Annotated in this window: 16 protein-coding genes, 1 tRNA gene and 1 riboswitch; of the genes, 10 read left to right on the plus strand and 7 right to left on the minus strand. The window is 72.2% G+C overall.

The genetic code is table 11. The features are described from left to right. Nucleotides 1-6: 6 nt before the first annotated feature. On the plus strand, nt 7-294 hold the full coding sequence (locus ACWD10_RS33150; RefSeq protein ID WP_451097369.1) for a hypothetical protein: 288 nt from the start codon (nt 7-9) through the stop codon (nt 292-294). A gap of 70 nt (nt 295-364) precedes the next feature. Here ACWD10_RS33150 and ACWD10_RS33155 read toward each other — a convergent pair. After that, nucleotides 365-438 (minus strand) — tRNA-Met (locus tag ACWD10_RS33155). A 205-nt stretch (nt 439-643) separates the two neighbouring features. Between ACWD10_RS33155 and ACWD10_RS33160 the strand changes: the two genes are divergently transcribed. The 3 genes from ACWD10_RS33160 (at nt 644) to ACWD10_RS33170 (ending at nt 4,415) form a co-directional block, all read left to right on the plus strand. Then, on the plus strand, nt 644-1,876 hold the full coding sequence (locus ACWD10_RS33160; protein WP_451097370.1) for a PP2C family protein-serine/threonine phosphatase: 1,233 nt from the start codon (nt 644-646) through the stop codon (nt 1,874-1,876). 225 nt (nt 1,877-2,101) lie between these two features. Continuing rightward, a riboswitch (cyclic di-AMP (ydaO/yuaA leader) is annotated at nt 2,102-2,235 on the plus strand. Between the two features lie 38 nt (nt 2,236-2,273). Continuing rightward, complete coding sequence (locus ACWD10_RS33165; protein WP_451097383.1) at nt 2,274-3,341, plus strand: peptidoglycan DD-metalloendopeptidase family protein; 1,068 nt, start codon at nt 2,274-2,276, stop codon at nt 3,339-3,341. Nucleotides 3,342-3,467: 126 nt separating this feature from the next. Next, nucleotides 3,468-4,415, plus strand: coding sequence for an aldo/keto reductase (locus tag ACWD10_RS33170; RefSeq protein WP_451097371.1), 948 nt, complete (start codon nt 3,468-3,470; stop codon nt 4,413-4,415). A gap of 77 nt (nt 4,416-4,492) precedes the next feature. On the opposite strand, the gene ACWD10_RS33175 is transcribed toward ACWD10_RS33170, so the two are convergent. Next, nucleotides 4,493-5,881, minus strand: a complete 1,389-nt coding sequence (locus ACWD10_RS33175; protein ID WP_451097384.1) for a PrsW family intramembrane metalloprotease — start codon at nt 5,879-5,881, stop codon at nt 4,493-4,495. Nucleotides 5,882-6,215: 334 nt separating this feature from the next. On the opposite strand from ACWD10_RS33175, the gene trmB reads away from it, so the two are divergent. Continuing rightward, complete coding sequence (gene trmB / locus ACWD10_RS33180) at nt 6,216-6,995, plus strand: tRNA (guanosine(46)-N7)-methyltransferase TrmB (RefSeq protein WP_451097372.1); 780 nt, start codon at nt 6,216-6,218, stop codon at nt 6,993-6,995. A gap of 30 nt (nt 6,996-7,025) precedes the next feature. Here the strand turns inward: trmB and lhgO are convergent, their stop codons facing one another. Then, entirely contained in the window at nt 7,026-8,294 is a 1,269-nt protein-coding gene (gene lhgO / locus ACWD10_RS33185) for an L-2-hydroxyglutarate oxidase (RefSeq protein ID WP_451097373.1), read from the minus strand. Nucleotides 8,295-8,414: 120 nt separating this feature from the next. Continuing rightward, the gene (locus ACWD10_RS33190) at nt 8,415-9,914 is read right to left on the minus strand and encodes an MFS transporter (protein WP_451097374.1); all 1,500 of its coding nucleotides are present in this window, start codon (nt 9,912-9,914) and stop codon (nt 8,415-8,417) included. Nucleotides 9,915-10,487: 573 nt separating this feature from the next. On the opposite strand from ACWD10_RS33190, the gene ACWD10_RS33195 reads away from it, so the two are divergent. Both ACWD10_RS33195 and ACWD10_RS33200 read left to right on the plus strand, forming a co-directional pair. Beyond that, the gene (locus ACWD10_RS33195) at nt 10,488-12,638 is read left to right on the plus strand and encodes an asparagine synthase-related protein (RefSeq protein WP_451097375.1); all 2,151 of its coding nucleotides are present in this window, start codon (nt 10,488-10,490) and stop codon (nt 12,636-12,638) included. 115 nt (nt 12,639-12,753) lie between these two features. Continuing rightward, complete coding sequence (locus tag ACWD10_RS33200) at nt 12,754-16,137, plus strand: AfsR/SARP family transcriptional regulator (RefSeq protein ID WP_451097376.1); 3,384 nt, start codon at nt 12,754-12,756, stop codon at nt 16,135-16,137. Nucleotides 16,138-16,237: 100 nt separating this feature from the next. Here the strand turns inward: ACWD10_RS33200 and ACWD10_RS33205 are convergent, their stop codons facing one another. Both ACWD10_RS33205 and ACWD10_RS33210 read right to left on the minus strand, forming a co-directional pair. Next, on the minus strand, nt 16,238-18,157 hold the full coding sequence (locus ACWD10_RS33205; RefSeq protein ID WP_451097377.1) for a sigma-70 family RNA polymerase sigma factor: 1,920 nt from the start codon (nt 18,155-18,157) through the stop codon (nt 16,238-16,240). A 360-nt stretch (nt 18,158-18,517) separates the two neighbouring features. Then, complete coding sequence (locus ACWD10_RS33210; protein ID WP_451097378.1) at nt 18,518-19,306, minus strand: TetR/AcrR family transcriptional regulator; 789 nt, start codon at nt 19,304-19,306, stop codon at nt 18,518-18,520. A gap of 330 nt (nt 19,307-19,636) precedes the next feature. Here ACWD10_RS33210 and ACWD10_RS33215 point away from each other — a divergent pair, with 330 nt between their 5' ends. Then, nucleotides 19,637-21,112 carry an NAD(P)/FAD-dependent oxidoreductase gene (locus ACWD10_RS33215; protein ID WP_451097379.1) on the plus strand — a complete coding sequence of 492 codons (1,476 nt, stop codon included), beginning with the start codon at nt 19,637-19,639 and terminating at the stop codon, nt 21,110-21,112. A 255-nt stretch (nt 21,113-21,367) separates the two neighbouring features. Then, nucleotides 21,368-23,143 carry a SpoIIE family protein phosphatase gene (locus ACWD10_RS33220; RefSeq protein WP_451097380.1) on the plus strand — a complete coding sequence of 592 codons (1,776 nt, stop codon included), beginning with the start codon at nt 21,368-21,370 and terminating at the stop codon, nt 23,141-23,143. Between the two features lie 15 nt (nt 23,144-23,158). Here ACWD10_RS33220 and ACWD10_RS33225 read toward each other — a convergent pair whose 3' ends face one another. Continuing rightward, nucleotides 23,159-24,439 (minus strand): MFS transporter, encoded by a 1,281-nt coding sequence (locus ACWD10_RS33225; protein ID WP_451097385.1) that lies wholly within the window; start codon nt 24,437-24,439, stop codon nt 23,159-23,161. Between the two features lie 116 nt (nt 24,440-24,555). Between ACWD10_RS33225 and ACWD10_RS33230 the strand changes: the two genes are divergently transcribed. Continuing rightward, complete coding sequence (locus ACWD10_RS33230; RefSeq protein WP_451097381.1) at nt 24,556-25,128, plus strand: MarR family winged helix-turn-helix transcriptional regulator; 573 nt, start codon at nt 24,556-24,558, stop codon at nt 25,126-25,128. Nucleotides 25,129-25,571 lie beyond the last annotated feature (443 nt).

The raw sequence follows: 25,571 nt of genomic DNA on the forward strand, positions 1-25,571 counted from the left end.
ACTTCGATGAGTAACGAACGTGGTACGGGGCGGCTGGCCCTGATCATTCACTCCGTCGCTGACGTGGCCGCCGGGTTCCTCGGGCTGTGGATCCTGCTGTACCTGCTCGGGGCGAACCAGGGGAATCCGTTCGTCGGGTTCGTGCAGGGCGTGGCCGAGTGGCTCGGTTGGTGGGCCGAGGACATCTTCACCATGGAGAACGACAACGTCCGCGTTCTGCTCAACAACGGCCTGCCCGCTGTGATCTACCTCGCCGTCGGGCACGGCATCGCGGCTCGCGTCCGCCGCCTCTGAACCCTCGCGACACCCTCGCGACATGCGTCAGGCCCGGCACATCGGAATGTGCCGGGCCTGACGTTTTCAGTAGCGGGGACAGGATTTGAACCTGCGACCTCTGGGTTATGAGCCCAGCGAGCTACCGAGCTGCTCCACCCCGCGTCGGTAGATATGAGTGTACGCCATTCGTGGGGCGGTCTGCGCCACGTTATTTGCGCAGCAGTTTCCCGCCGTATTTGCGCGGCCGTTTCCCGCTGTCCGTAACTCGTACGGCCGCGACGGAGTCGCTCCCCGGCCCAGGTGCGGAAACCCTGGGTGAGGAACGGCTTCCGCCGGTCGGGAGCGGACGTGGCAGGAGACGACACCGGTGGGGCAGCGCGGACACAAGGCGAGCGGGCACAAGGCGAAGGGGGGCCGGGGTTCGTCCCGCAAGGGTGGCGGATCCTCCGGCAGGGGCGACGTTCTCTTCGGCGTGGGTGACGGGCCCGAGCCTTCCTCGCACATCGTGCGGGCGCACATGTTCGTACGGGCGCTGCCCGGGCTGCTGATCGTGATCGGTCTGGTCTCCGCGCTGCTCACCCCGCCCCGGTTCACCGCCGCCCCGCTGTTCTCGGCGGCGCCGCTGATCGCCGCGCCCTTCTTCGGGCTCGCCGCCACCGTGCTCACCGGAGTCGCCGCGACCGTCTCCGTGCTGGGGCTCCAGCTGTACTACGACACCATGGGCCGCCCGCAGGAGCTCACCGAGCTGGTCAACGTGGTGACCGTCGCCGCGCTCGCCGTACTCATCAACGTCGTCGTACGACATCGCGGCGCGAAGCTCGCCTCCGCCCGCTATATAGCCGAGGCCGCCCAGCGCGCCGTCCTGCCCGAACCGGCGGAGCGGATCGGCGGCCTCGAGGTCGCCGCGCGGTACGAGGCGGCGCAGGCGGACACGTTCGTCGGCGGCGACCTCTACGCCGTGCAGGACACCCCGCACGGCGTACGGCTCATCGTCGGCGACGTACGCGGAAAAGGGCTCGGCGCCGTGGAGGCGGTAGCCGTGGTGATCGGGGCGTTCCGGGAGGCCGCCGAGCAGGAGGCGACCCTGGAGGCGGTGGCGCAGCGCCTGGAGCGGGCGCTCGCGCGCGAGGGCGTACGGCGCGGCGGGCTCGACGACTTCGAGGGGTTCACCACGGCGGTGCTCGCCGAGATCCCGCACGATCTGGAGGCCGTACGGCTCATCAACCGCGGCCACCCGGAGCCGCTGCTGCTGTGCGCCGACGGCGCGGTGCGGGTGCTCACGCCCGGCGAGCCCGCGCTGCCGCTCGGCATGGTGGACCTGGGGGCCTGGCCGGACCGCGCGGACCAGGCCGTCCTTCCGGGCGGCGGCACGCTGCTCTTCTACACGGACGGGCTCTCCGAGGCGCGGGACGAGGCCGGGATGTTCTACGACCCGGCGGTGCGCCTGGAGGGCCGCCTCTTCTCCGGGCCCGCGGCGCTGCTCGAGACCCTGGCCGAGGAGGTGCGGGAGCACAGCGGGGGCGGCATGACCGACGACATGGCGCTGCTCGCGGTGACCCGGCCGACCTGGCCCGGCTCCGGCCAGGATCACACTGGGTGACCGAAGCGCACCGCTCCGCATAACAATTGACGCAACGTCAGAGGGTGCTGAGTCCGGCCGGACTGTAACTGTGCAGTCAACTCGCCCGATTTCATCAACTCTTGCCCCGTTAAGTTCAGGCCAAGGACGCCAACGATCAGCTGGAACAGCTTGGAATCGGGTGCCCGCGTCTATTAACGTTCGATAACGCAGCGCGGTCGTCCCAGCCGTCACAAGAGGCGGCTCCGTGCGCACACGCTTAATCCCGCAAGGGAGCCGGGGAACCACCAAATTGGGGTGAATCGGGCGCACTTGGCCCGTAGGAAACCTTCCTGTTCCGAACCCGTCAGCTAACCCGGTAGGCGAGAAGGAAGGAAAGGAGTGCGCCCCCGTGGCGACCCCCTCAGGCCGATCCAGGATCTCCTCGGACACCCCGTATTTCCCGGACGGTGAGTACGCTCCCGTACGCGAAGAGGACTCCTGGGAAGAGTGGAATCCCACCGCGGAATCCACCCGCCCGGTGCGCGGCCGGCACCGCGTCGGTAAGCAGCGCGGCGGGCTCGCCCGCAGCTCCACGGTGCTCGGCGTAGGCGTGATCGCCGCCGTCGGCGCGGGCGGCATCGCGACCGCCAAGGACCGCCCGCCGGTACCGATCTCCCTGCCCGACATGTCCGGCGTCACGGACGCGCTGCCCGACGCCGAGTCGCTTCCGGGTGTGGGCTCGCTGATATCCGACTCCGACGAACCCGCGAGCGCCGAGGGCGCGGACTTCTCCGGCGTCACCCAGGCCACCGGCGCCTCCGCCGCGAACCCCGTCGCCGAGATCCCCGGCGAGGGCGGGCAGCAGGCCGGTACCGGGAACGCCGGTGAGGCGCTGCGGGCCCGCATCATGCAGCAGGCCCAGGCCAAGAAGGACCAGGCCGACGCCGCCGTCCAGACCGACCAGGCGGACGCCGCCGTCGCGGCCGCGGCCGAAGAGGCCGAGAAGGACCAGACGGTGGCCGAGCGCAAGGCCGCCGAGGCCAAGCGCAAGGCCGAGGAGGAGGCCCGCCGCAAGGCCGAGGCCGAGCGCCTCGCCAAGCTGGCCCGCAGCTACAAGCTCCCGCTCTCCTCGTACTCCATCACCACGACGTTCGGCCAGGCCGGTTCGATGTGGTCCTCCGGCTACCACACCGGCCTCGACTTCGCCGCCCCCACGGGTACGCCGATCAAGGCCACCCACTCGGGCGTCATCAAGGAGGCGGGCTGGTCGGGTTCGTACGGCTACCGCACCGTCCTGGAGCTCGAGGACGGCACGGAGATCGCGTACAACCACCAGTCCTCGATGAACGTCAGCGTGGGCCAGAAGGTCACCACCGGCGATGTCATCGGCCGCGTCGGTTCCACCGGCAACTCGACCGGTCCGCACCTGCACCTCGAGGTCAAGGTCGGCGGCGACCTGGTCGACCCGGCCGCCTGGCTGCGCGGCAAGGGGCTCGGCCTCTGACCCTCGCCCGGCCCGAATGATCCGGACTCCGACAGTCCTGGCGGTTCACCCCCCGACGCCAGGGCTGTCGGCCTGACCTGTCCCACGGCAGGAATAGGCGTACGGGTAACGGGTGTTGCGCGTCGTATGACATCTCTGCGCACCCTCGGCCCCTCCGGCCTCGAAGTCTTTCCGCTGGCGCTCGGTGGCAACGTCTTCGGCTGGACCGCGGACGAGGCCGAGTCCTTCGCCGTACTCGACGCCTATGCCGAGGCCGGGGGGAACTTCGTCGACACCGCCGATGTGTATTCGGCCTGGGTGGACGGGAATCCCGGTGGTGTCTCCGAGACGATCATCGGCAAGTGGCTCGCCGCCCGCGGCAACCGTGCCGATGTGGTCGTGGCCACCAAGGTCGGCGCCCACCCGGACTTCAAGGGCCTGGCGCCGGACACCATCAAGGCCGGTCTCGACGCCTCGCTCCGCCGCCTCGGCACCGACTACATCGACCTCTACTACACGCACTATGACGACCTGTCCGTGCCGGTCGAGTCCATCGTGACCACGCTGGACGAGCTGGTGCGGTCCGGCAAGGTGCGCGCGGTCGCCGCCTCGAACATCTCGCCGGAACGGCTGCGCGAGCACCTCGACTTCGCCGAGCGCGAGGGGCTTGCCCGCTATGTCGCGCTCCAGCCGCACTTCAACCTGGTTTCCCGTGAAACATACGAGGGCCCGTTGCAGGAGACCGCCTCCCGCTCCGGCCTCGCCGCGGTGCCGTACTACGCGCTGGCCTCCGGCTTCCTCACCGGCAAGTACCGGCCGGGCGGCGCGGCGGTGCAGAGCGCACGGGCCGGGACGGCGGGCGCGCACCTGGAGACCGAGCGCGGACAGCGGGTCCTCACCGCGCTGCACCGGGTGGCCGAGGCACATGACGCCCCGGTCGCGACCGTGGCCCTGGCCTGGCTCGCCGCGCAGCCGACCGTGGTGGCGCCGATCGCCTCGGCCCGTACGGTCGAGCAACTTCCGGCGCTGCTCGGGGTGGCGGAGCTCGAGCTGAAGCCGGAGGAGCTGTCGGAGCTGAACACGGCGTCGGCGTAAGGGGGTTGTCCGGGGAGGGATCCGGGGGGGTTCGGGGGGAGTTGGGGGATTCCGGGGATCCGGGGGTTCATTCTGGGTTACGAGCCCCAGGCGTGGTGCGTCGTGGGCTTCGGGGGCACGGCGTACCCGTATCCGGGCGCGTACGCGGGCGCGGATCCGTACGCGTAGACCTGCTGATACGCGTACGCGTGCGGATACGGGGGCGTCGTCGTCCGGGCCGCCGCGTGGGCTAGGGCCGGGCGGGCCACGTCGCGGCGGAGCCACAGCTCCCGCAGCAACTCCCGCTCGCGGCCCACGTACTCCGGGCCCGCGCGGCCGCGGCGCCCTCGGTGGCGCAGGAACGCAAGCGACGTCGCGCACGCCTCGTACTCGGCGACGGCCCGCGCCGCGCTCTCGCCGCCGGTGTACGTGGCGTAATCGCGGGCGATCCGCCGCGCCCGCATCGAGGCGAGGACAAACGGTTCGTGCGCGCCGACCCAGCCGGCCGCCGCGTAGATCGGCAGCTCGGCCCGGACCAGCCGCAGCTCCCGCTGGCGGCTCCACACCGTGAGCCAGGTGAGCAGCACGAAGGCGGGGAGCATGAAGGCGCCGTAGACCGCGAAGAAGCCGTATGAGCCGAGGATCGACGAGCTGTTCCACAGGGAGTGCATGCCCACCGCGAGCAGCAGCCCGCCGAGCGGCAGCAGGGTGCGGCGCACCCGGCGGCGGGCGGCGCGTTCCGCGGCGATGCCGAAGCCGATGCCGGTGAGCACGGTGAACAGCGGGTGCGCGAACGGCGACATCACGATGCGGACGAAGAAGGTCGCGGCGGTGAGCGAGTCGAGGGCGATCGCGGAGCTGCCGATGCCGTCGATGCCGCTGGCGGCGTCGGTGCCGTAGGCGTTGCCCAGGTAGAGGACGTTCTCGGTGAACGCGAAGCCGGTGGCGGTGACCCCGGCTATCACCACGCCGTCGATGATGCCGGTGAAGTCCCGCCTGCGGAATAGGAAGACCAGGAGTATGGCGGCCGCCTTGGCCAGCTCCTCGACGACCGGGGCTATGACGGTGGCGCCGAGGGTGTCGGCGCTGCTCGGGTCGGCGGTCGCGGTGGCTATCCAGCGGGTCGCGAAGGAGTTCGCGACGATGGCTATCAGCGCGGCGGCGCAGGCGCCCCAGGCGAACGCGAAGATCAGGTTCCGCCAGGGCCCCGGGTCCACCCGGTCCAGCCAGCGGAACGCGGCCGTGAGCAGCGGTACGGGCAGGGTGGCGAGGCCGAGTCCGACGAGGAAGCCCTCGGTGCCGGTCTGCTCCCTGACCAGGGCCAGGATCACAAGGCCGGAGAGCGCGAGCAGTGTGATCAGCGCCCCGGCCCGTATCGCGCGCCGCTGCCACCAGTGCGCGGCCCCGCCTCCCGGCCCACCGGTGGCCCGGCCTCCTGGCCCAGCCGTGGCCCGGCCTCCTGGCCCAGCGGTGGAGCCGGGATGCAGGCCCGGGGTCGGCAGCGGCGAGGCGGTCACGGCGTCGACCCTAACGATCGCCAGGTGCAGGGCGCGATGGTGACTTTGGACTTCCTGTGGCGGAACCAGGGCCTGTGCCGGAAGTGCCGCCTGCCCCGCGATCCGGGCGGACGACCGGACTTGTGACGACGACTGGACTGGTGACACAGGCCCTGGCGGGGGTCGCCGTCCGGTTCGGACGGGTACGAGAAGAGCCGGTCCAGGCGGGTCCGGTGAGCTCGCGGGCGGGCACGGCGAGCCTGCCGGGCGGCCGTATTCGGCCCGTACTCGGCCCGTGTCCGTGGCCCGTAAAATTGAGGGCACTGTGTCTGATTCTCATTCCACCCCCGACACCCCGCAGGCCCGGCCCTCGCGCAGCGAGCCGCGCTTCCCGCACGGCCCCCGGCCCGATCCCGCGGGCTCGCACCACGAGCGCCGGATCCGCAGCTTCCAGCCGCGCCGCAGCCGGGTCACCACCAGCCAGGGCGACGCGCTGCGACGGCTCTGGCCGAAGTGGGGCCTGGACATCGACGGCCGCCGGAAGATCGACCTCGAGGAGATGTTCGGCGGCCTGCCGGTGGTCCTCGAGATCGGCTTCGGCATGGGCGAGGCCACGGCACAGATGGCGGCGGCGGACCCGGGGACCGGCATCCTCGCCGTCGACGTGCACACCCCCGGCCAGGGCAATCTGCTCGGCCTTGCCGAGCGGAACGGCCTGACCAACGTCAGGGTGGCCAACGGCGACGCGATCATCCTCCTCCGCGAGATGCTGCCGCCCGCCTCGCTCGACGGCATGCGTATTTATTTCCCCGACCCCTGGCCGAAGAAGCGTCACCACAAGCGGCGCCTCATCCAGCCGGAGTTCCTCACGCTCGCCGCGCCGAGCCTGAAGCCGGGTGCGCTCCTGCACTGCGCCACGGACTGGGAGGAGTACGCCGAGCAGATGCTCGAGGTGCTCACCGCCCACCCCGACTTCGAGAACACACAGGCGGACGGCGGCTTCGCGCCGCGCCCCGAATTCCGGCCGCTGACCCGCTTCGAGGGCCAGGGCCTGGACAAGGGGCACGTGGTGCATGACCTGCTCTTCCGTCGTACGGAGTCCTGAGCGGCGGCATCCGGCGTGGGGCGGCCCCCCTCACCCGTCCAGGGCCGCCAGAGCGCGGCGGGCCACCTCCCGTCCGATGGGCAGCGAGGCCGTCGCCGCCGGGGACGGGGCGTTCAGGACGTGTACGGTCCGGGGCGCCTCGCGGATCAGGAAGTCGTCGACCAGCGTGCCGTCCCGCAGCACCGCCTGGGCGCGCACCCCGGCGGGCGCGGGCCGCAGATCCTCCTCCGTGACCGCGGGAAGCAGCCGCCGTACCGCCGCCGTGAACGCCGACCTGGACAGGGAGCGGTGGAACTCGCCCGCGCCGTACCGCCAGTGGCGCCGCGCTATCTGCCAGGTGCCCGGCCAGGTGAGGGTCGTGGCCAGATCGCGGGGCATACGCCGCGACCAGGCGTCCCCCCACTCGTACGACTCCCGAGTCGGCGCGGGCACCGCGTTCGGTCCCACGTGTACGTCGCCCTGGACGCCGCGGGTGAGGTGTACGCCGAGGAACGGGAACGCCGGGTCCGGCACCGGATAGACCAGGCCGCGCACCAGCTCGGGCCGTATCAGGTCGTAGTACTCGCCGCGGAACGGGACGATCCGCATGCCCGGGTCGTCCCCGGTGAGCCGTGCGATCCGGTCGCAGTGCAGCCCCGCGCAGTTGACCAGGACCCGGCCGCGCACCACTTCGCCCGCCGCCGTGGCCACGGCAGCGCCGCGGTGCGCCCGCCGGTCGATCCGGGTCACCTCGGCGCCGTACCGCACCTCCGCGCCGGAGAGCGCCGCGAGCTCGGCCAGCTGCCGGGCCACCGCCGTGAAGTCGCACACCCCGGTCGCGGCGACATGCAGCCCGGCCAGGCCGGTGACCTGTGGCTCGTACTCGGTGATCTGGGCGGGGCCCAGTTCGCGGACCGTCAGGCCGTTCTCCCTGCCGCGTTGGGCGAGGGCGTGCAGCCGGGGGAGCTCGGCGCGGTCCGTGGCGACGATCAGCTTGCCGGTGACGGCGTGCTCGATGTCGTACTCCGCGCAGAACTTGACCATCTCGGCGGCGCCGCGCACCGCGTACCGCGCCTTGAGGGAGCCCGGGCGGTAGTAGATGCCGCTATGGATCACGCCGCTGTTCCGCCCCGTCTGGTGCCGGGCCGGGCCCGGCTCCTTCTCCAGGACGGTCACGCGCACGCCCGGCCGGGCGCGCGTGAGCGCGTACGCCGTCGACAGGCCGATGATCCCGCCACCGATCACCAGCACGTCGCAGTCGTACGCGGGTCCGGCGCTGCCCGCCGCGGCCACGGCGTCTGTCGCGTAGCTCCGCCCCATGTGCTCACCTCCCGACTCCGATAGTGCACTGCGCCACTGACAATGCCTTCAAACCCGAGAGGCCGGAGGTCGGGGGTCGGGGTCGGGGGGACGAACGGGCCGTCCGGTGGCGTGGTCGCCTCACGCGGGAGCAACCAGCAGGGGGCGGGCCCGCTCGCGCAGCTCCACCACGCGGGGCTCGTCGCCGTGCGGCTCCAGGCGGTGCAGGAGGTCCCGCACGTACTCCGTCGTACGCGCCGAGGAGATCCGGCCCGCCACCTCGACCGCGCGCAGCCCTTGCGCGCAGGCCGCGTCCAGGTTGCCCGACTCCAGTTCCGCGACGGCGCTGACCACCAGGCGCAGGCCGTGCGAGCGGACGTATTCCTCGGTGGGCCGGGACAGTGCCTGCTCGGTGAAGCGGCGTACCTGGCGCGGTGCCTTCAGGTCGCGGTAGCACTCCGCGGCATCCGCGGCGAACCGGTCGTAGGAGTAGAAGCCGAGCCACTTCGGGTCGTGATCGCCGTCCCTGGCCCGCTCGAGCCAGCCCTCGGCGGCCTTCAACGCCGCGCCCGCGGCGTGCGCGTCCCCGGCACGCGCGTGTGCCCGCGCTTCCACGAGCCGGAAGAAGCTCATCGTGCGGGCGGTGGCCAGGCCGCGGTTGCGCTCGATGGCGGCTTGGGCGAGGTCCACGCCCTCGTCGCCGAAGCCGCGGTAGGTGGCCTGGAGGGACATCGACGCGAGGACGTAGCCGCCGAGCGGCACGTCCGCGGCCGCGCGGGCCAGGCGGAGCGCCTGGATGTAGTAGCGCTGGGCGGCCTCCTGCTGGCCGGTGTCGAAGGCCATCCAGCCCGCGAGCCGGGTGAGTTCGGACGCGGCGCCGAAGAGCGCCCGGCCCACTTCGTCCGAGTACGAGCCGAGCAGCAGCGGCGCCGCCTCGACCCGCAGGCACTCCGGGACCATCGACGAACGCCAGTCGCCGCCGCCGTACTTGGAGTCCCAGCGGCGCGCGTCCTCGGCGGCCTCGCGCAGCTTGTGCACATCGCTGTGGCCGACACGCTGCGGTGGTTCCTCGACCGCGACAGCGGCCTTTTCGACGGTGCCGTCGCCGGTGCCCGGCGCGCCGCCGCCCACCTCCAAGGCCCGTGCCGCCCTCGCGGCGCGGTCGGCGGAGCGCTCGACCGAGCTGTCGGCCGGGGTTATCAGCCAACGGGACGCGGGTGTGGCGTACGCGCTGACGGCGAAGGAGCCCGCGAGCGACTGCCAGATACCGCCGCCGCCTCGTCGGCCCGCGAGGTCGAGTCGGTACAGCTCGGTCGCGGATTTGACCGCGGCGCCCACGTCGCGCGGGAAGGCGAGGCCGACTTCGGGCGCCGGGTCGGCGTCCGCGAGGCCGATCTCGTGCAGGGGCACCGGGCGGCCCAGCTTCTGGCCGATGGCCGCGGCGATGAGGTGCGGGGCCGCGCCCTGCGGCACCATGCCCTTGGAGACCCAGCGGGCCACCGAGGTCTTGTCGTAGCGAAGTGTCAACCCGCGCTGTGCGCCAAGGTCGTTGACCCTCCGCGCGAGTCCTGCGTTGCTGATTCCCGCGAGGGCGAGAACGGCGCCGAGTTTGTCGTTCGGCCCGCGTTGCTCCCTGGACATGCGCCACCCCTCGACACAGACGGCTGCCGCGGCAGTGGCATAACCGCGCGGCATTCGTAAACCCAGCGTAGTTCCCCGCATTCCAAGCGTTAAGAGGGTGAGTTCCGGATGGCGGGAATGTTGTCTGTACAGAAGTACGGGCGCCTCCCGGCGCGCTCCCGGCGTGTGGCCGTGCGCCTACCCGTGCGCTCTTCTCGGTCATTTGAGGGAGCGCTTCCATGAGGATGCGTGGGTCGGCCCACTGCGCACCGCATCCAGTGGGCCGGGGGACACCGCCGCTCATCCCCGCGGGCGGCGGATCGGTCCGGGAGGCGAAGGGCGCCTCCCGGACTGACGGTTGAGCTCTGCGTCGGCCGATTTGGCTGAAAATCGATGGTCGCACGCCGGTTGGTCGACGGGGTGGCAGCGGCCGGACTCGGTGTCGACAGTGCCCCAACTGTCCTGTTGTGCGGGCATGTTGGCATGCCCGCACACGCTCCCGTAACCCCTCTCGCGCGCCTTCTTCGTGGCAGCATGGAGCTGAGTTCCTGCGGTTCTTCGGTCTCTGGTTGTCCACAGCCTGTGGAGGCGGCGATGCGGTGGTTGGTGGGGTGGAGCTGTACCACCGCGAAGGCCGGGGCGGCCACTCCGGCGCCCGGCGGTGGCGCGAACGGCGAGCGTGACGGCGCCGCCGGTTATACCGGTTACGACGGTTACGACGGCGGGGAGACCGTCCACCCCGTCGGCTCCCAACTCCTGTGGGGCGACCCCGACCCGCTGTGGGCGGTCGGCGACTGGCGCCCTGACGAGGTGCGCGTCGTCAAGGCCGACCCACAGACCCGGATCGCGGTGCTCGGCACCTGCGGCGCCACCGACGAGCAGCTGCGCGTCGCCCTGTTCGCCGCGCGCGGCGGCGCCCTGCGCCACCTCACCGCCTGGTCCGGCAGCTATACGGCGGTCGTCCAGGTCGGCCGACGGGTCACCGTCGCCGGGGACCTGGCGGGCGCGCGGCCGGTGTTCTACACGCCCTGGGCCGGTGGCACCGCGTACGCCACCGCCGCCCTGCCGCTCGCCGACCTCATAGAGGCCAACCTGGACATCGGCCACCTCGCGGCGCTGCTCGCCTGCCCCGACGTACCCGAGGCGCTGCACGACTCGACGCCGTACGACGGCGTGCGCCGGATCCCGCCCGGGCACGCGCTGATCCTGCGCGATGGCGCGCGGGAGATCGCCGGGTACGAGCCGGTCGCCTCGCTCGCCGTCGCGGCCCCTCAAATGGACGCCCTGCGCGCGGTGGACGGCGTCCGCGACGCCCTCGTAGACGCGGTACGCGCCCGCCTCGCCGCTCCCCGCCACGTGCCGGACATCGACCCGGGGCCCGTCCCTGGAATGGGGCCCGCCGAGCGGCGCGCCGCCCGGATGCCGGTGCCCGGGATCGGCGCCGACCTCTCCGGGGGACCCGCCTCCGGGACGCTCGCGCTGCTCGCCGCCGGGCTGCCCGGGCTTCCCGGCACCGTGCTCGGACACGGCACCGGCGCCGGGGAACGACTGCTCGCCGTCACCTTCAACGACCTGGCGACCGGCGGCCACGACGGCCGCGAGGCCGAACTGGAGCGTGCGGGCGTCATCGCCGCCAATCCCCGGCTGCACCACGTAGTGGTGACGGGCGGCGAAGAGGTCCTGCCCTACGCCGACTTGGACGGTCCCCTGACGGACGAGCCCGGTCCCTCCCTCGTCACCGCGGCCCGGCACCGCACCCGGCTCGCCTCCGGCAGCGCGGACCACCTGACCGGGTACGGCGCCCGGCAGGTCCTCGACGCCCACCCGGCCCGTCTGGCCGACCTCCTGATGGACCGGCGGCGGCGCCATCTGGTGCGCCCCGTCGCGGCGTTGGCCAAGGCGGAGGGCTCGGTCTTCGTCCCGGCCCGGGTCTACGCCGCCGCGCGGAAGCTCGCCCGTACTTCGTACCGCGCGGGTATCGAGGAGGCCGCCGTACGTCTTCGGGAGCGGCGCTTCGAGGAGCACCCCGGCGCCGTGGGCGCGTCCCTCGCCGCACTCTCCTGGGCGAGACCCGGGCCGGCCGCGCGCTGGCTGACCGGTGAGGCGCTCGCTGAAGTATCGGTCCGCCTCGAGCGGGCCGCGACCCGGCACGGACCGGGGCCCGGACAGCACCCCGGCGAGCTACGCGCGCGTGCCGCACTCGCCCGGCACGCCGCCGACCTGAGGATCCTGGAACAGGCCGCCGAGGTCCGCTTCCAGCGCCTGCACGCACCGTTCCTGGACAACCAGGTCGTCCGCGCCTGCCGCGCCCTGCCCGCCGCCCTCAGGGTCCAGCCCGGCGCCCGCGCCGCGGTCCTGCGCACGGTCCTGGAGGGCGCCGGCGTCGCCGACCTGCCACCCGGCTGGGGCGCCACCTCCCACGCCACGTCGACCGCCGCACAGCGCACCGGCCTCCGTACCGCCGTAGAGGACCTGATCGACCTCTTCGCGGACTCCCTGCTCGCCCAGGCCGGTCTGGTCGAGGACCGCGTCATCCGCAAGGCTCTGCGCGCAGCGGTGAACGGCGAGCCGTTGCCCCTGGACGGCTTCACAGAACTCGTCTCGACGGAACTCTGGCTCCGCCGCCTCCTTTCGCGCCGCGGCACGTGCTGGACCGGAACTCCGGCACGCGCGCGTGCGGTGCCGGCGGGGATCAGGGGGGAGCGGGGGGCATTGGGTCGGTCCAGCCCGTCCAGCATCGTTTAGCACGTGCCGCATCGTTTGGTCCGTGCGGCATCGCTGAGCCCGTCCGGCATTCAGGACGAACGCGGCGGCTCCGTAACCCCGCCCCCGCCAGCCCCGCCCCCGCCAGAATGGTCCCGTGCGGTACCGAATCCTGGGCGCCACCGAGGCGCACGACGACCGAGGCGTCCCCGTCCCCGTGGGCGGCCCGCGCCTGCGCGCCCTGCTCGCCGCGCTGGCGCTGCGCGCCGGACGTACCGCCACCGCCGAAGCTCTCATCGACGAGGTGTGGGCCGATGCCCCACCCCACGACGCGCACGCCGCCCTCCAAGCACTCGTAGGCCGCCTGCGCCGGACCCTCGGCCGGGAGGCCGTGACCTCGGCGCCGGGCGGCTACCGGCTCGACACCGACCCCGGCGACGTGGACCTGCACCGCTTCGAACAGCTCGCCCGGCAGGGCAGCGAGGCCCTGGCGGGCGGCGACGCCGAGGCCGCGGCCCGCACCCTGCGCGAGGCCCTCGCCCTGTGGCGCGGTCCCGCACTCGCCGACCTGCCCGACCGCACCGCCGCCGCCCGCCCCGAGGCGCGCCGCCTGGACGTCACCCGTACCTGGATCGAGGCGGAGTTGCGGCTCGGCCGCGCCCGTGACGTCGTACCGGAACTGCGGGGGCTCACCGAGGCGCACCCGTACGACGAACCGCTGCACGCCCACCTGATCCGCGCCCTGCGTGACAGCGGGCGCGGCGCGGACGCCCTGGCCGGGTACGAACACGTCCGCCGCACCCTCGCCGAGGGCCTGGGCGCCGACCCGGGCCCGGAACTGCGCGCGCTGCACGCGGAGTTGTTGGCCGGAACGGAACCGTCCGTACGACGGACCGGCACCGCCGTACAACGGACGAGGACCGCCGCACGACGGGCGGGGGCCGCCGTACCGGAGCCGGACGCACCGGAAGAGACCCCAACACCCCAGGAGCGGGACCCGGACCGAGCCCCGAGCGACGCGACGCCCCCGCAGCGGAGCCAACACGCACCCCGCGAAGCGGAGCGAGCCGAACGGAGCGGCAACCTCCGTCCCCGCCTTACCTCTTTCGTGGGCCGGGAACCTGAACTCGCCGCCATCCGTTCGGACTTGCAGAGAGCACGCCTCGTCACCCTCACCGGCCCCGGCGGCTCCGGAAAGACCCGCCTCGCGGAGGAGACGGCGGGCGGGCACCCCGCACCGTCCTGGCTCGCCGAGCTCGCTCCGCTCGACCACCCCGAGGCGGTCCCCGGCGCCGTGGTCAGCGCACTCGGCCTGCGCGAGACGGTGCTGATGACGAGCGAGCTCGTGACCGCGCAGGACGACCCCACCGCCCTGCTCATCGAGTACTGCGCCCCGCGCAGCCTGCTCCTGATCCTTGACAACTGTGAACACGTCATCGGGGCCGCCGCCCGGCTCGCCGAGACCCTGCTCACCCGCTGCCCGGACCTGCGCATCCTCGCCACCAGCCGGGAACCCCTCGGCGTGCCCGGAGAGTCGGTGCGTCCCGTCGACCCGCTCCCCGAGGCGACCGCCCACCGCCTCTTCGCGGAGCGGGCCGCCGCGGTGCACCCCGGCTTCGACCCGGCCGACGACCCCGCGGCCGTCGCCGAGATCTGCACCCGCCTGGACGGGCTGCCGCTCGCCATCGAGCTGGCCGCGGCCCGGCTGCTCACACCGCGGCAGATCGCGGACCGGCTCGACGACCGCTTCCGGCTGCTCACCTCCGGTAGCCGCACGGTCCTGCCGCGCCAGCAGACCCTGCGCGCGGTCGTCGACTGGTCCTGGGACCTGCTCGACGAGGGCGAACGGACCGTGCTCCGCCAGGTCTCGGTGTTCGCGGGCGACTGGGACCTGCCCGCCGCCGAGACGGTCTGCGGCCCGGACGCCGCCGTGCTGCTCGGCGCCCTGATCGACAAGTCCCTGGTGGTCGCGGCTCCCGTGAAGCGGCGCCAGAAGGGTCCCGCCGACGCCGGCGGGATGCGGTACCGGCTGCTCGAAACCATCCACGAGTACGCCGCCGAGCGGGCCGTCGAGACCCCGGAACTCCACGCCCGCGCGCGGCAACGCCACATCGACCACTACCTGGCCCTGGTGGAGGAGGCGGAGCCGTTGCTGCGGACCGCCGCCCAAATGCCGTGGATCGACCGCCTGGAGGGCGATCTGGACAACATCCGGGCGGCCTTGCAGCGCACCGTGGAGGACGGCGACGAGGACCGCGCCAGCGCCCTGGCGCTCGGCATCGGCTGGTTCTGGTGGCTGCGCAACTACCGCAAGGAGGGCGCCGAGTGGATCGCCCACATCCTGCCGCTCGGCGCCGAACCGCAGGGCCCCGACGCCGAGGACGACCCCCGCTACTGGCCCCGGATGCGGCTGCGCCTGGCCCGGCTCTTCCTGGTGGCCGAGTCGGGCCCGATGGAGGAGCTGAACAGCCCCGAGGTGGTGGCCGAGGTGACCCGGCTCCGGGACGCCTTCGCCCGGCCGGTGCCGCAGGCGGCGTCGTTCCCAGGACTCCTGTGGCCGTTCACCCAGTTCGTGCTCGAGGGCGCGAGCGACCGGCGCGACGCCATGGACCTGGCGGTCGAGATCTGCCGTAAGCACGGCGGGCCGTGGGAGGTCGGGGTCGCCCTGATGTTCCGTACGCATATCGCCGTCGACATGAGCGGCGGCATGACCGGCGTCGACGAGGACCTGGCGGAGCTGCGGGAACTCTCGCGCGAGGTCGGCGACCGCTGGATGCGGGCCCAGGTGTGCAGCGCGGCAGGCGAGGCGGCCATGGCGCGCGGCCAGTTCACGTCCGCGCAGGGCGAGTACGAGGAGGCGCTCCAGCTCGCCTACGAGGTGGGCGCCCACGCCGAGGCGCCCTTCCTGATCGCCCGGCTCGCCGAAATCGCCTACCAATCGGGCGACTTGGACCTGGCGGAGCGGGCCCTCGCGGAGGCGGACACCGAGGCCGACCGGTACGGCGTGGCCGACGCCCACGCCTTCGTCCGCACGCTGGCCGCTGTCTTCGCGCTGGAACGCGGCGAGGTCGTACGCGCCCGCCAGGAGTGGCGCGCGGCCCTCGAACAGGCGGCGCGGGGCACCCCGCCGCCGCAGTTCGAGGCGAGCATCGCGGCCCTCGACGGCCGGATCACCCTCAAGGAGTCCGGGCCGGAGCCCGCCCTGCCCAAGCTGGTCGACGGCCTGCGCTCCGCGGTGCGCGGGCGGTGCGCCGAGGCCGTTCTCGCCACGCTCGCGGAGAGCGCGGCACTCACCCTCGCCGGGCTCGGCGTCCACGCCCCCGCCGCCCGCATCCTGTCCGCCGCCACCCGCTGGCGCGCCGACCTGCCCCGCCCGGCCCGCGAGCACGCCGAAGCGGAAGCCCTGCAACAGGAACTGACGACGGCCCTCGGCCCGGCCACGTACGAGGCCGAGCGGTCGGCGGGCACGTCCCTGACACCGGAGGACGTCCTCATGGAACTGGCCTCGGCGCAGAGGTCGTTGGGGACCAGTAGCCAGTAGCCAGTAGCCAGTAGCAAGTAGCAAGTTGAAGAATCCGTAACCGGTAAAACCGGTAAAGGCAGGCGCACCCGAGGACCCGAGGACCAGAGGCCCCGGAGACTCAGCCGCACCGAATCCGCGACTCGGCCCAATCCGCCAGCGCCACCGACCCGTGCGGCCCCTTCGGCTCCACGACGAGCCGGATCGTCTTGCGGCCGGTCAGATCCACATGCACCGGCACCGCGGAGTCACCGCCGCGGATCACCTTGGAGCGCCACATCCGGTCCCCGTCCGCGAAGACGGAGAACCGCACCGCGCCGAGCCCCATCGTCATGTCGTCGACGCCGACGAACGCGTCGTACGCCACACAACTCCGGTTCAGATCAATGGTGACCGAGGACGGCGCGCTCACGGTCGCCCCGTGTGCGTAGCGGCGGCCGCCGATGCTCAGGCTCTCGCGCTGCCACAGCCAGCTGGACTCGCTGAGGCGCACCTCGGGCTTGGTGCCGTCGCCGACGATGCCGTATTCGAGCCGGTTCACCGGGTAGACGGCCGGGCCCGGCGGTGGCGGGGGCGGCGTCGGAATGGGCTTGGTGAGGGTCGGCGTGGGCGTGGGCGTAGGTGTCGGAGTCGGTGTGGGAGTCGGCGTCGGCGTGGGCTTCGGGGATGGCTTGGGTGGGGGTGGCTTCGGCTTCGGGGACTCCGGCTTGGGCGAGGGCGATGGTTTCTCGGGCACCACCGGTTGCGAGGCCGAGGGGCTTGGCTCCGGCTTGGCCTGCGGCTTCGGCTCATTGCCCGCGAGGGCGAGCGCCACCGCGACCCCGGCCGCGACGACCGCCGCGGCACCGATGCCGACCTTCACCGGCGCCCCGAGGCCCTCGGAGGCCGCCGCACCCGCACCCGTGCCGCCCGCGGTTCCACCCGTGCTGCCGCCCGCCGCCGCGGCCGCACCCGCACCGGCCGCGCCCGCACCCGCGCCGCCGCCGACGAGCAGGCCCGCCTTGACGGAGTACCCGGCCGCACCGAACCAACCGATGACCGCGACCGGCACAAGCCCGGGGATGCCGCTCGCCAGCTCCTTGATCTGGCCCGCGGCCAGGCGGCACTTGGCGCACTCCTCCATGTGCTTGCGCAGGCCACGCTCGGCCCGGGTGCGCAACCGGCCGCGCGCGTAGGCGCCGAGCCGGTCCGCGTAGCGCGCGCACTCGTCGTCGTCCGCGAGCGAGACGCTCACATGCGCCTGCAGATACGCCTGCTTGAGCCCCTCGCGGGCCCGGCTCGCCAGCTGTGCCGTGGTGTTGGGCGAGGTGTGCCCGAAGAGCGGGGCGACCTCGCTGAGCTTCTCGTCCTCGACCTCGGTGTGCCAGAGGACGGCCTGCCACTCCTCGGAGAGGCTGCGGAACGCCTGCATGACCATGGAGCGCTCGGCCTCGTGCATGGCCATCACGTCGGCGCCCAGGTCGAGGGTGTCGTCGTCGGACACCTCGGCCGAGCGGGCCGCCTGGGCCGCGAACACCGCGAAGTCCTCGACCAGTTGCTCCCGCTTGGCGGACTTTGTCCAGCTTGCCGCGACCCGTCGCACCGTGGTGAGCAGATAGGCGCGCACCGCGTGCTCGGGGCCCGAACCGCGCCGTACCGCCTGGAGCATCCGCGCGAACACCTCGGAGGCGAGGTCGTCCGCGGTGTCCGCGTCCCGGCAGCAGGTACGTGCGTAGCGGCGTACGGCCTCCGCATGGCGGCGGTAGAGCTCCTCGTACGCCGAGTCGTCGCCCTCGCGCATCCGGCCGATCAGCGTGGCGTCGGAGGTCGGCGACTCCCTGGCCGAGAGCAGTTCGTCCGAGAGGGATCCGGAAGCTCCGGTGCCGCCTTCGCGCTGCGAGGGCACGCTGGCCTCGGCGCCGCCCGCGGCGGCCGAACGCTCCGGACCGCCGGGCCCCGGCGCACCGGAAGGGCCGCCCTGATTCGGTACCTGCCGGGAGGGCAGCCCGGAGGCTTCCGCGCCGTCCCCGGTGAGTGGTTCGTCCCGCCCGTCAACGCTCATAGCGCGAAGCCCCCGCATGCACACTCTGACCCGAACACCGGGCAAGAGTGTCACACGAGTCAACGCCGCCGAACCCTCCCGGCGAGCAACCACTCATCCGGGGCGAATCCCCGAGCCCCAGCATGGGCGTTCGCATGCACGGCCGCCCGCGCGGCGACGGGCAGAGGTAATGACCTGGGGCTCTCCTGAGGAGTTGAGGACATCGCGGAGGTTTCGGTCAACTTACGGCAAAACGAACCCGTGACCCTTGAGCTTCAGGTAAACGCGCGGTCGAAAGGCGAGCGCCCGCCACCCCGGAGCACCAAGGCCCGCGACCGGATCACGAAGACCGCAACCGCATCACGAAGACCGCAAACCGGATCAAGAAGGCCGCGACCGCAGTCCCTCCAGGAGAATGTCGAGCAGCCGCGCGGAGGCCGCCGCCTGCTGTGCCGCGTCCGGAAGCGATGGAGCCGCCGTGGCTATCACGAGCAGTACGTCCGCCACCGTGACGTCAGGGCGCAGCTCACCGGCCTCACGGGCCCGCTCCACCAGGCGCCCCACGACGTCGAGCAGCGCCGCGGCGCCCGCGTCCAGTTCCTCCGCCGTGACGCCGAGCGACTCCTCGGTCGGTGCGGGCCGCTGCTCCACCAGGCGCAGCCCGGCCTTGCCGGTCACCGGGCCGGTGGCGTGCCGCTGCTGCGGCACCCGCGTCTCCTCGTGCTCCGCATCCGCCGCCTCGTCCGCCACGCCCACGCGCAGCACCTGCGGCGGAAGGAGTCGTCCCGCGCCCGACGCCACCGAGGTGCGCAGGAAGCGGGAGAGCGCCGACCACGGCTCGTCCTCCTGGCCGAGCGCGGCCTGGGCCTGCTCGGTGAGGCGGGCGGTCTCCTCCTCGGCGATCCGCCGCACCAGTACGTCCTTGCTCGGGAACCGGCGGTAGACCGTGCCGACCCCGACCCGGGCCCGCCGCGCGACGTCCTCCATCGGCGCGCCGTACCCCAGCTCGCCGAAGACCTCGCGGGCCGCCCGCAGCACATGTTCGAGATTTCGTTGCGCGTCCACGCGCAGGGGTGCCGTGCGCGCGCCGTCCGTTTGACCGCGTCGATGGTGGCCGTCGTCGGCTGCGACGACGGACGCGGTGCCCCAATGAGATTCCTGAATACGCATAAGCGTTCCCCCGGTAATGACGTCTCCCCCCGGAGACTTCCCCGCCTTGACTGTCGGCGAGTGGGGAGGTTCGGACACACATCCCCCCACACCCCGATGACATACGAACATAGTTGAGCTGGAGTCAATTCAGAAGAGGCCAGTCCCGGAGCGACCGACGCCCGATCGGAGTACGCACCGGTTTCACCCCGATCGCACCCCCGGAAAATCGCCGTGATGCCCGCGCTGACCTGCGTATTTCTCCAAAGCACGGAAGTGGCACACGCGCCACACCACTCACAACTTCCGGTCACACAAAACGTCGGGGCTGTGGACAAACACGCGACGCCGATGCGTCATGGACAGGTGACGGCTGCATCCTCCCAGGGACCGACGCCCGGGTCCCCCAAGTCCGCTCAGGGTCTCAAGGCTTCCAAGGCTCCTGAGCCCGCCGAGCCTGCCGCGCCAACGAGGCTCCGCATTCTCATCGTCGGCGGCGGCTACGTCGGCCTGTATACGGCGCTGCGTCTCCAGAAGCGGCTCAAACCGGAGCTGAAGCGGGGCGAGGCCGAAATCGTCGTGGTCACCCCCGATCCGTACATGACGTATCAGCCGTTTCTGCCGGAGGCGGCGGCCGGCTCGATCTCGCCGCGCCATGTCGTCGTGCCGCTGCGCCGCGTCCTCGACCGGTGCAAGGTCGTCGTCGGCGAGGCCCGGTCGATCGACCACGCCAAGCGCGCCGCGACGGTCGCCACGCTCGCCACCGAGGAGGAGGGCACGGGACCCATCACCGTCCCGTACGACCATCTCGTGCTGGCCCCCGGCTCGATCTCGCGCACCCTGCCGATCCCCGGCCTCGCCGACCACGGCATCGGCTTCAAGACCGTGGAAGAGGCCATCGGGCTGCGCAACCACGTCATCGAGCAGATGGACATCGCGTCCTCGACCCGCGACCCCGGCATCCGCGACGCCGCCCTCACCTTCGTCTTCGTCGGCGGCGGTTACGCGGGCGTCGAGGCGCTGGCCGAGCTGGAGGACATGGCGCGCTACGCCGCGCGGTACTACCACAACGTCAAGCCCGAGGACATGAAGTGGATCCTCGTCGAGGCATCCGACCGGATCCTGCCCGAGGTCGGCGAGGAGATGGGCAAGTACACGGTCCGCGAGCTGCGCGGCCGCAATATCGACGTACGCCTGGAGACCCGCCTGGACTCCTGCGAGGACCGCGTCGCCGTCCTCAGCGACGGCTCCCGCTTCCCGACCCGCACGCTCGTGTGGACGGCGGGCGTCAAGCCGCACCCGGTCCTCGCCGCCTCGAACCTGCCCCTGAACGGCCGCGGCCGCCTCAAGTGCACCGCCCAACTCGCCGTGGACGGCGTCATGCGCGCGTGGGCCGCCGGAGACGCGGCCGCCGTCCCCGACATCACGGCGGACGAGCCCGGCAAGGAGTGCGCGCCCAACGCCCAGCACGCGGTGCGCCAGGCCAAGGTGCTCGGCGACAACATCGTCGCCTCTCTGAGAGAAGAACCCCTCGAGGAGTACGCGCATAAATACGCCGGTTCCGTGGCGTCCCTGGGCCTGCACAAGGGCGTCGCGCACGTCTACGGGCGCAAGCTGAAGGGTTACCCTGCGTGGTTCATGCACCGCGTGTACCACCTGAGCCGGGTGCCGACCTTCAACCGCAAGGCGCGCGTGCTCGCCGAATGGACCTTGGCGGGTCTGTTCAAACGCGAGATCGTCTCGCTCGGATCGCTCGAACATCCCCGGGCCGAGTTCGAACTCGCGGCCGGAGGACGGCGCCCGGACGACCCGAAGGAGTCGTCCTGACCGGATACGGGAACTCCCGCTCCAGGCAGGGCGTCTGACGGATGTCAGTCCGGTCGGACAGACTGGTCCACGACTGGTCCACGACCGGCACGGACTCGGTCGGCGGCCCGATCCACGAGCTCGCACCCGACGCTCGGCCAGGACTCGGACCACGACCACGGGCGGCCCTCGCCCCATCGACGTACTCGCGAGACACTCCCCGTACCCCCGGCGCGGTGTCCCGCCCCGAAAGCGACAACCACGAGGCCAAACGCAGTGAACTTCACGCGCTGGAGCGCCCGGCTCCCCGGAACGCAGCGCCGCGCCGCCGCACGGTCCGACCGGAGCTCCGTGCCCGCGGCCCGCGCCGAGCGGAAGACGGCAGCCGACGCGGCCGACCGGGCCGACGACGAGGCCGATGGAGCCGCGCCCCCGCCCGCCGTAGAGGCCCTGCCGGTCCGCGAGGTACTCGACCGCGTCCCCGCCCTCGTCGCCCTGGTGCACGGCCCCGAGCACCGCATCGCGTACGTCAATGACGCGTACGTCGCCGCCTTCGGCCCCCGCCCCACAGGAGCGCCCGCCCAGGAGGCCCTGCCCGAGCTCGACGAGCTGGGCCTGCTGCCGCTGCTCGACCAGGTGCTGCGCAGCGCCAAGCCGCGCACGGTCAAGTCCCGCAAGGTCCCCGGCGGCCGCTCGTACACGTTCACCTGCACCCCGCTCGCCATGCCGAAGGGGAACGACGTCCCTGAGGACGTCCCTAAGGAAGACGATTCCGAGGACGACCCCTCCCAGAGGGGAGTCGCCCCACAGGACGCCCCGCAGAAGGCCACCTCCCGGAGGGGCGCCGCCCAGGACCACGAGGGCGGCGTGCTGATCTTCGCGGCCGATGTCACCGACCACGCGGACGCCGCCGAGCGGCTGCGCACCAGCGAACGCCGCCACCGCGAGGCCGCCGTCACCCTCCAACGCTCCCTGCTGCCCCAGGAGCTGGAGGGCCCCGACGACCTGCGGATCGCCGCCACGTACCTGCCCGGCGGCACGGACGCCGCGGTCGGCGGCGACTGGTACGACGTGATCACCCTCGGCGGCGGCCGCACCGCCCTGGTCATCGGCGACGTGATGGGCCGCGGCGTCCGCGCGGCGGCCGTCATGGGCCAACTCCGCACCGCCGTCCGCGCCTACGCGCGCCTCGACCTGCCCCCGCACGAGGTCCTGCAACTCCTCGACGGCCTCGCCGCGGAAATCGACGCCAGCCAGATCGCCACGTGTGTGTACGCGGTCCACGACCCGAACGACGGCCGTCTGACCTACGCGTCCGCCGGCCACCTGCCCATCCTGGTGCGCGACGAGAACGGCGAGCTGCACCGCGCCGACGAACCCACCGGCCCGCCCCTGGGCACCGGCGGCTGGCTGCACGCCTCCGGCTCGCTGCCCTTCCCGCCCGGCGCCACCGCCGTGCTCTACACGGACGGCCTGGTGGAGCGGCGTACCGAGGACATCGACCAGGGAGTGGCGGCCCTGGAACAGGCCCTGGCCGGGGCGACCGGCACGCCTCAGGTGGTCTGCGACCGCCTGCTGCGCAGCCTCGGCGTGACCGCCGAGCACGATGACGACGTGGCGGTACTCGTCCTACAGCACCCGAAGCGCACCGGCACCGAGGCCGAACTGTTCCGCGGCGCCGCCCTCGACCTGCTCGGCGGCGTCGAAGCGGCACCACGCGCGCGTGCCTTCGCCTCCGGCGTCCTCACCAGCTGGCGCTTCCCGACCGAAATCCACGACCTGGGTGTCCTCGCCGCCAGCGAACTCGTCGCGAACTCGCTCCAGCACGGCACCCCGCCGATGCGCCTTCGGCTGCGCCGCACCGACCGCCGCCTGATCGTCGAGGTCACCGACGGCGACGAGCACCTGCCCCGGCGCCGCCGCGCCGAGCCGGTGGACGAGGCAGGACGCGGCATCGCCATCGTCGCCACGATCGCCTCGTCCTGGGGCTCGCGCCGCACCCCGGGCGGCGGCAAGGCCGTCTGGTGCGAGTTCGCCCTGCCCAAGACGTGACGCTTCTCTTCGCGGCTATACGTGCGCGGGGGCGCCCTCGTCCGCGGACACGGCCGGAGCCGGGACCGAGGTGGCCACCACACGCGCGCGTGCCGGGTGGTTCTGCTCCGGAGTGAGCCGCCGCCCCAGACGCATGGCAAGGACCGTGATGCCGAGCGAGAAGAGAATGAACGTCACGATGTACGGCGCGTGCAGCGAGGCGCCCATCGGCCCGCCCACCGCGGGCCCTACGGCCAGCGCCAGCTGCTTCACCAGGGCGAAGGCCGAGTTGTACTGCCCGACCATGCCGTCCGGCGCCAGGTCGGCCACCAGCGGCGCCACGGTCGGCGACAGCATCGCCTCACCGAGCCCGAACAGGGCGTACGTCGAGATGAACGCGGCGGTCGCCATCGCCTGGCTGCCGTGCCCGAGCCCCGCGTACCCGGCGGCGACCCAGGCCACGGCCCAGAGCAGCCCCACGGACGCGATCACCCGCGACCGCTTGCGCCGCTCCACGAACCGCAGGACCAGGAACTGCGCCACCACGATGGCGCCCGTATTGGCGGCGAGCGCGATACCGAGCGTCGACGGCGAAATGCCCGCGGCCTCCACGCCGTACGCCGAAAGCCCCGACTCGAACTGCCCGTAGCAGGCGAAGAACAGCACAAAGCCGAGCACGCACAGCTGCACCATGGCGCGGTTCCCGAGCAGTTGCTTGAAGCCACCGGACGCTTGCGGCTTCGCGTCCCCGATCCGGGGCTGCCGGGGCAGCCGCACGGTCGCCATGATGACGACAAGCAGCAGGAACATGGCGGCCTCGATGCCGAAGAGCAGCGTGAAGTCCCCCGGCCGCCCCCGCTTCACGATCTGCCCGCCGATCAGGCCGCCGATGCCGAGCCCCAGGTTCTGCAGAAAGAACTGCATGGCGAACGCGCGGGTCCGGGACTGCGCGGAGGAGCACTCCACGATCATCGTCGCGAGCGCCGGCTGCATCACGGCCTGCCCCGCGCCGAGCGCGGCGGCAGAGGCGAGCACCATCTCCGGGCTCCGCGCGAGCCCCAGGCTCAGGGCGCCGACGGCGGCGGTGACCAGGGCGGCGAGCAGCACCGGAAGCGGACCGCGCCGGTCCACGGCGCGCCCGGTGAAGGGCAGTACGACGAGCGCGGCGACGGCGAAGACGGCGAGCACGAGGCCCGCCGTCGTAGGACCGAGATCCCGCACCTGTGCCACGTAGACATAGAGGAACGGGACGGTAAAGCCGAGACCGAACGCACTCAGCGCGTTGCCCACATGGATCCGGCGCATCGCAGCGCCCATCGCCCTGGTCACTTTCACCTACCTTAAGGATGAAGACTTAGAAGCTAAAGTTCAGGGCTAAAGAGTACGCATCGAAGGTCTTCAACGCAAAGTCGGGCCGTGCCATACTTCCGGCCATGGCTGACACTCCTGCCCCTGACCAGCCGGACGACCAGGCGAGCGACGAGCCGACGCTCGAAGAGCAGATCGCCGCGTACCAGCGGGAATTCAGTGACCTGGACCCGCAGGTCGAGCAGATCGTCTCGGCGCTCGGCCGCCTCAACCGCCGGATGAACGTCGCCTACGGCCGCCAGACCGCGACGCTCGGCATCAGCAACGCCGAGTGGGAGGTCCTCAAGGCCCTGGTCCTCTCCGGCCCTCCGTACCGCCTGGGCCCCGGCGAACTCGCCAAACGCCTCGGCCTGACGCCGGCGGCCATGACCCACCGCATCGACCGGATGGTCGGCGAGGGCCTGGTCACCCGGGACCGCGACGAGACCAATCGCGTACGCGTGATCATCGAGTTGACCGACACCGGCCGGGAGAAGTGGCTGGAGGCGATGCGCCTGGCCACGGTCTTCGAGGAAGACCTCCTCCAGGACCTGTCGAGCAGGGAGCGCGGGGTCCTCGGTGAGCTCCTGATCCGCCTGCTGCGCCGGGTCGAGGACGCCCAGCCGGACGCCGGTGGACGCCTCGCCGACCTGAGTTGACAGCCATCTGACGGATCCGTAAGGTTCTTCGGGTTGCCACGGAGCCGTAACGGTTCTGCTGCAGCACTCTCGCCGCGAGAGCGGCACACCAAACTCAGCACGATCTCCCAACTCGGGGTCTATTTCGGCATGCCCGAAATAGAATTCTCCGGCTCGATTAGGAGCAGCCCGGGAAATCCGCTAGAGTTTGAGCGTCGGAACGGCCCAACAGCCGCAAAGACAAACCCGGTTGACTGGGAGTCAGGCCCGAAAGGATCTGATAGAGTCAACACCGCCGGAAGGCCGAAAGGCCGGAAAGCACCGAGAAAATCGGAACGGACCGGAAAGCCGGAACGATCTGATAGACTCGGAAACACCGAAGGGAAGCGCCCGGAGGAAAGCCCGAGAGGGTGAGTACGAAGGAAGCGTCCGTTCCTTGAGAACTCAACAGCGTGCCAAAAGTC

The sequence above is a fragment of the Streptomyces sp. NPDC002851 genome (assembly GCF_053591935.1).

What these genes read in the sequence shown, in the direction of transcription:
- ACWD10_RS33150 (WP_451097369.1), top strand. Translation starts at nt 7, where the DNA reads ATGAGTAACGAACGTGGTACGGGGCGGCTGGCCCTGATCATTCACTCC.
- ACWD10_RS33170 (WP_451097371.1), top strand. Translation starts at nt 3,468, where the DNA reads ATGACATCTCTGCGCACCCTCGGCCCCTCCGGCCTCGAAGTCTTTCCG.
- lhgO (WP_451097373.1), bottom strand. Translation starts at nt 8,294, where the DNA reads ATGGGGCGGAGCTACGCGACAGACGCCGTGGCCGCGGCGGGCAGCGCC.
- ACWD10_RS33190 (WP_451097374.1), bottom strand. Translation starts at nt 9,914, where the DNA reads ATGTCCAGGGAGCAACGCGGGCCGAACGACAAACTCGGCGCCGTTCTC.
- ACWD10_RS33195 (WP_451097375.1), top strand. Translation starts at nt 10,488, where the DNA reads ATGCGGTGGTTGGTGGGGTGGAGCTGTACCACCGCGAAGGCCGGGGCG.
- ACWD10_RS33205 (WP_451097377.1), bottom strand. Translation starts at nt 18,157, where the DNA reads ATGAGCGTTGACGGGCGGGACGAACCACTCACCGGGGACGGCGCGGAA.
- ACWD10_RS33210 (WP_451097378.1), bottom strand. Translation starts at nt 19,306, where the DNA reads ATGCGTATTCAGGAATCTCATTGGGGCACCGCGTCCGTCGTCGCAGCC.
- ACWD10_RS33215 (WP_451097379.1), top strand. Translation starts at nt 19,637, where the DNA reads ATGCGTCATGGACAGGTGACGGCTGCATCCTCCCAGGGACCGACGCCC.
- ACWD10_RS33225 (WP_451097385.1), bottom strand. Translation starts at nt 24,439, where the DNA reads ATGGGCGCTGCGATGCGCCGGATCCATGTGGGCAACGCGCTGAGTGCG.
- ACWD10_RS33230 (WP_451097381.1), top strand. Translation starts at nt 24,556, where the DNA reads ATGGCTGACACTCCTGCCCCTGACCAGCCGGACGACCAGGCGAGCGAC.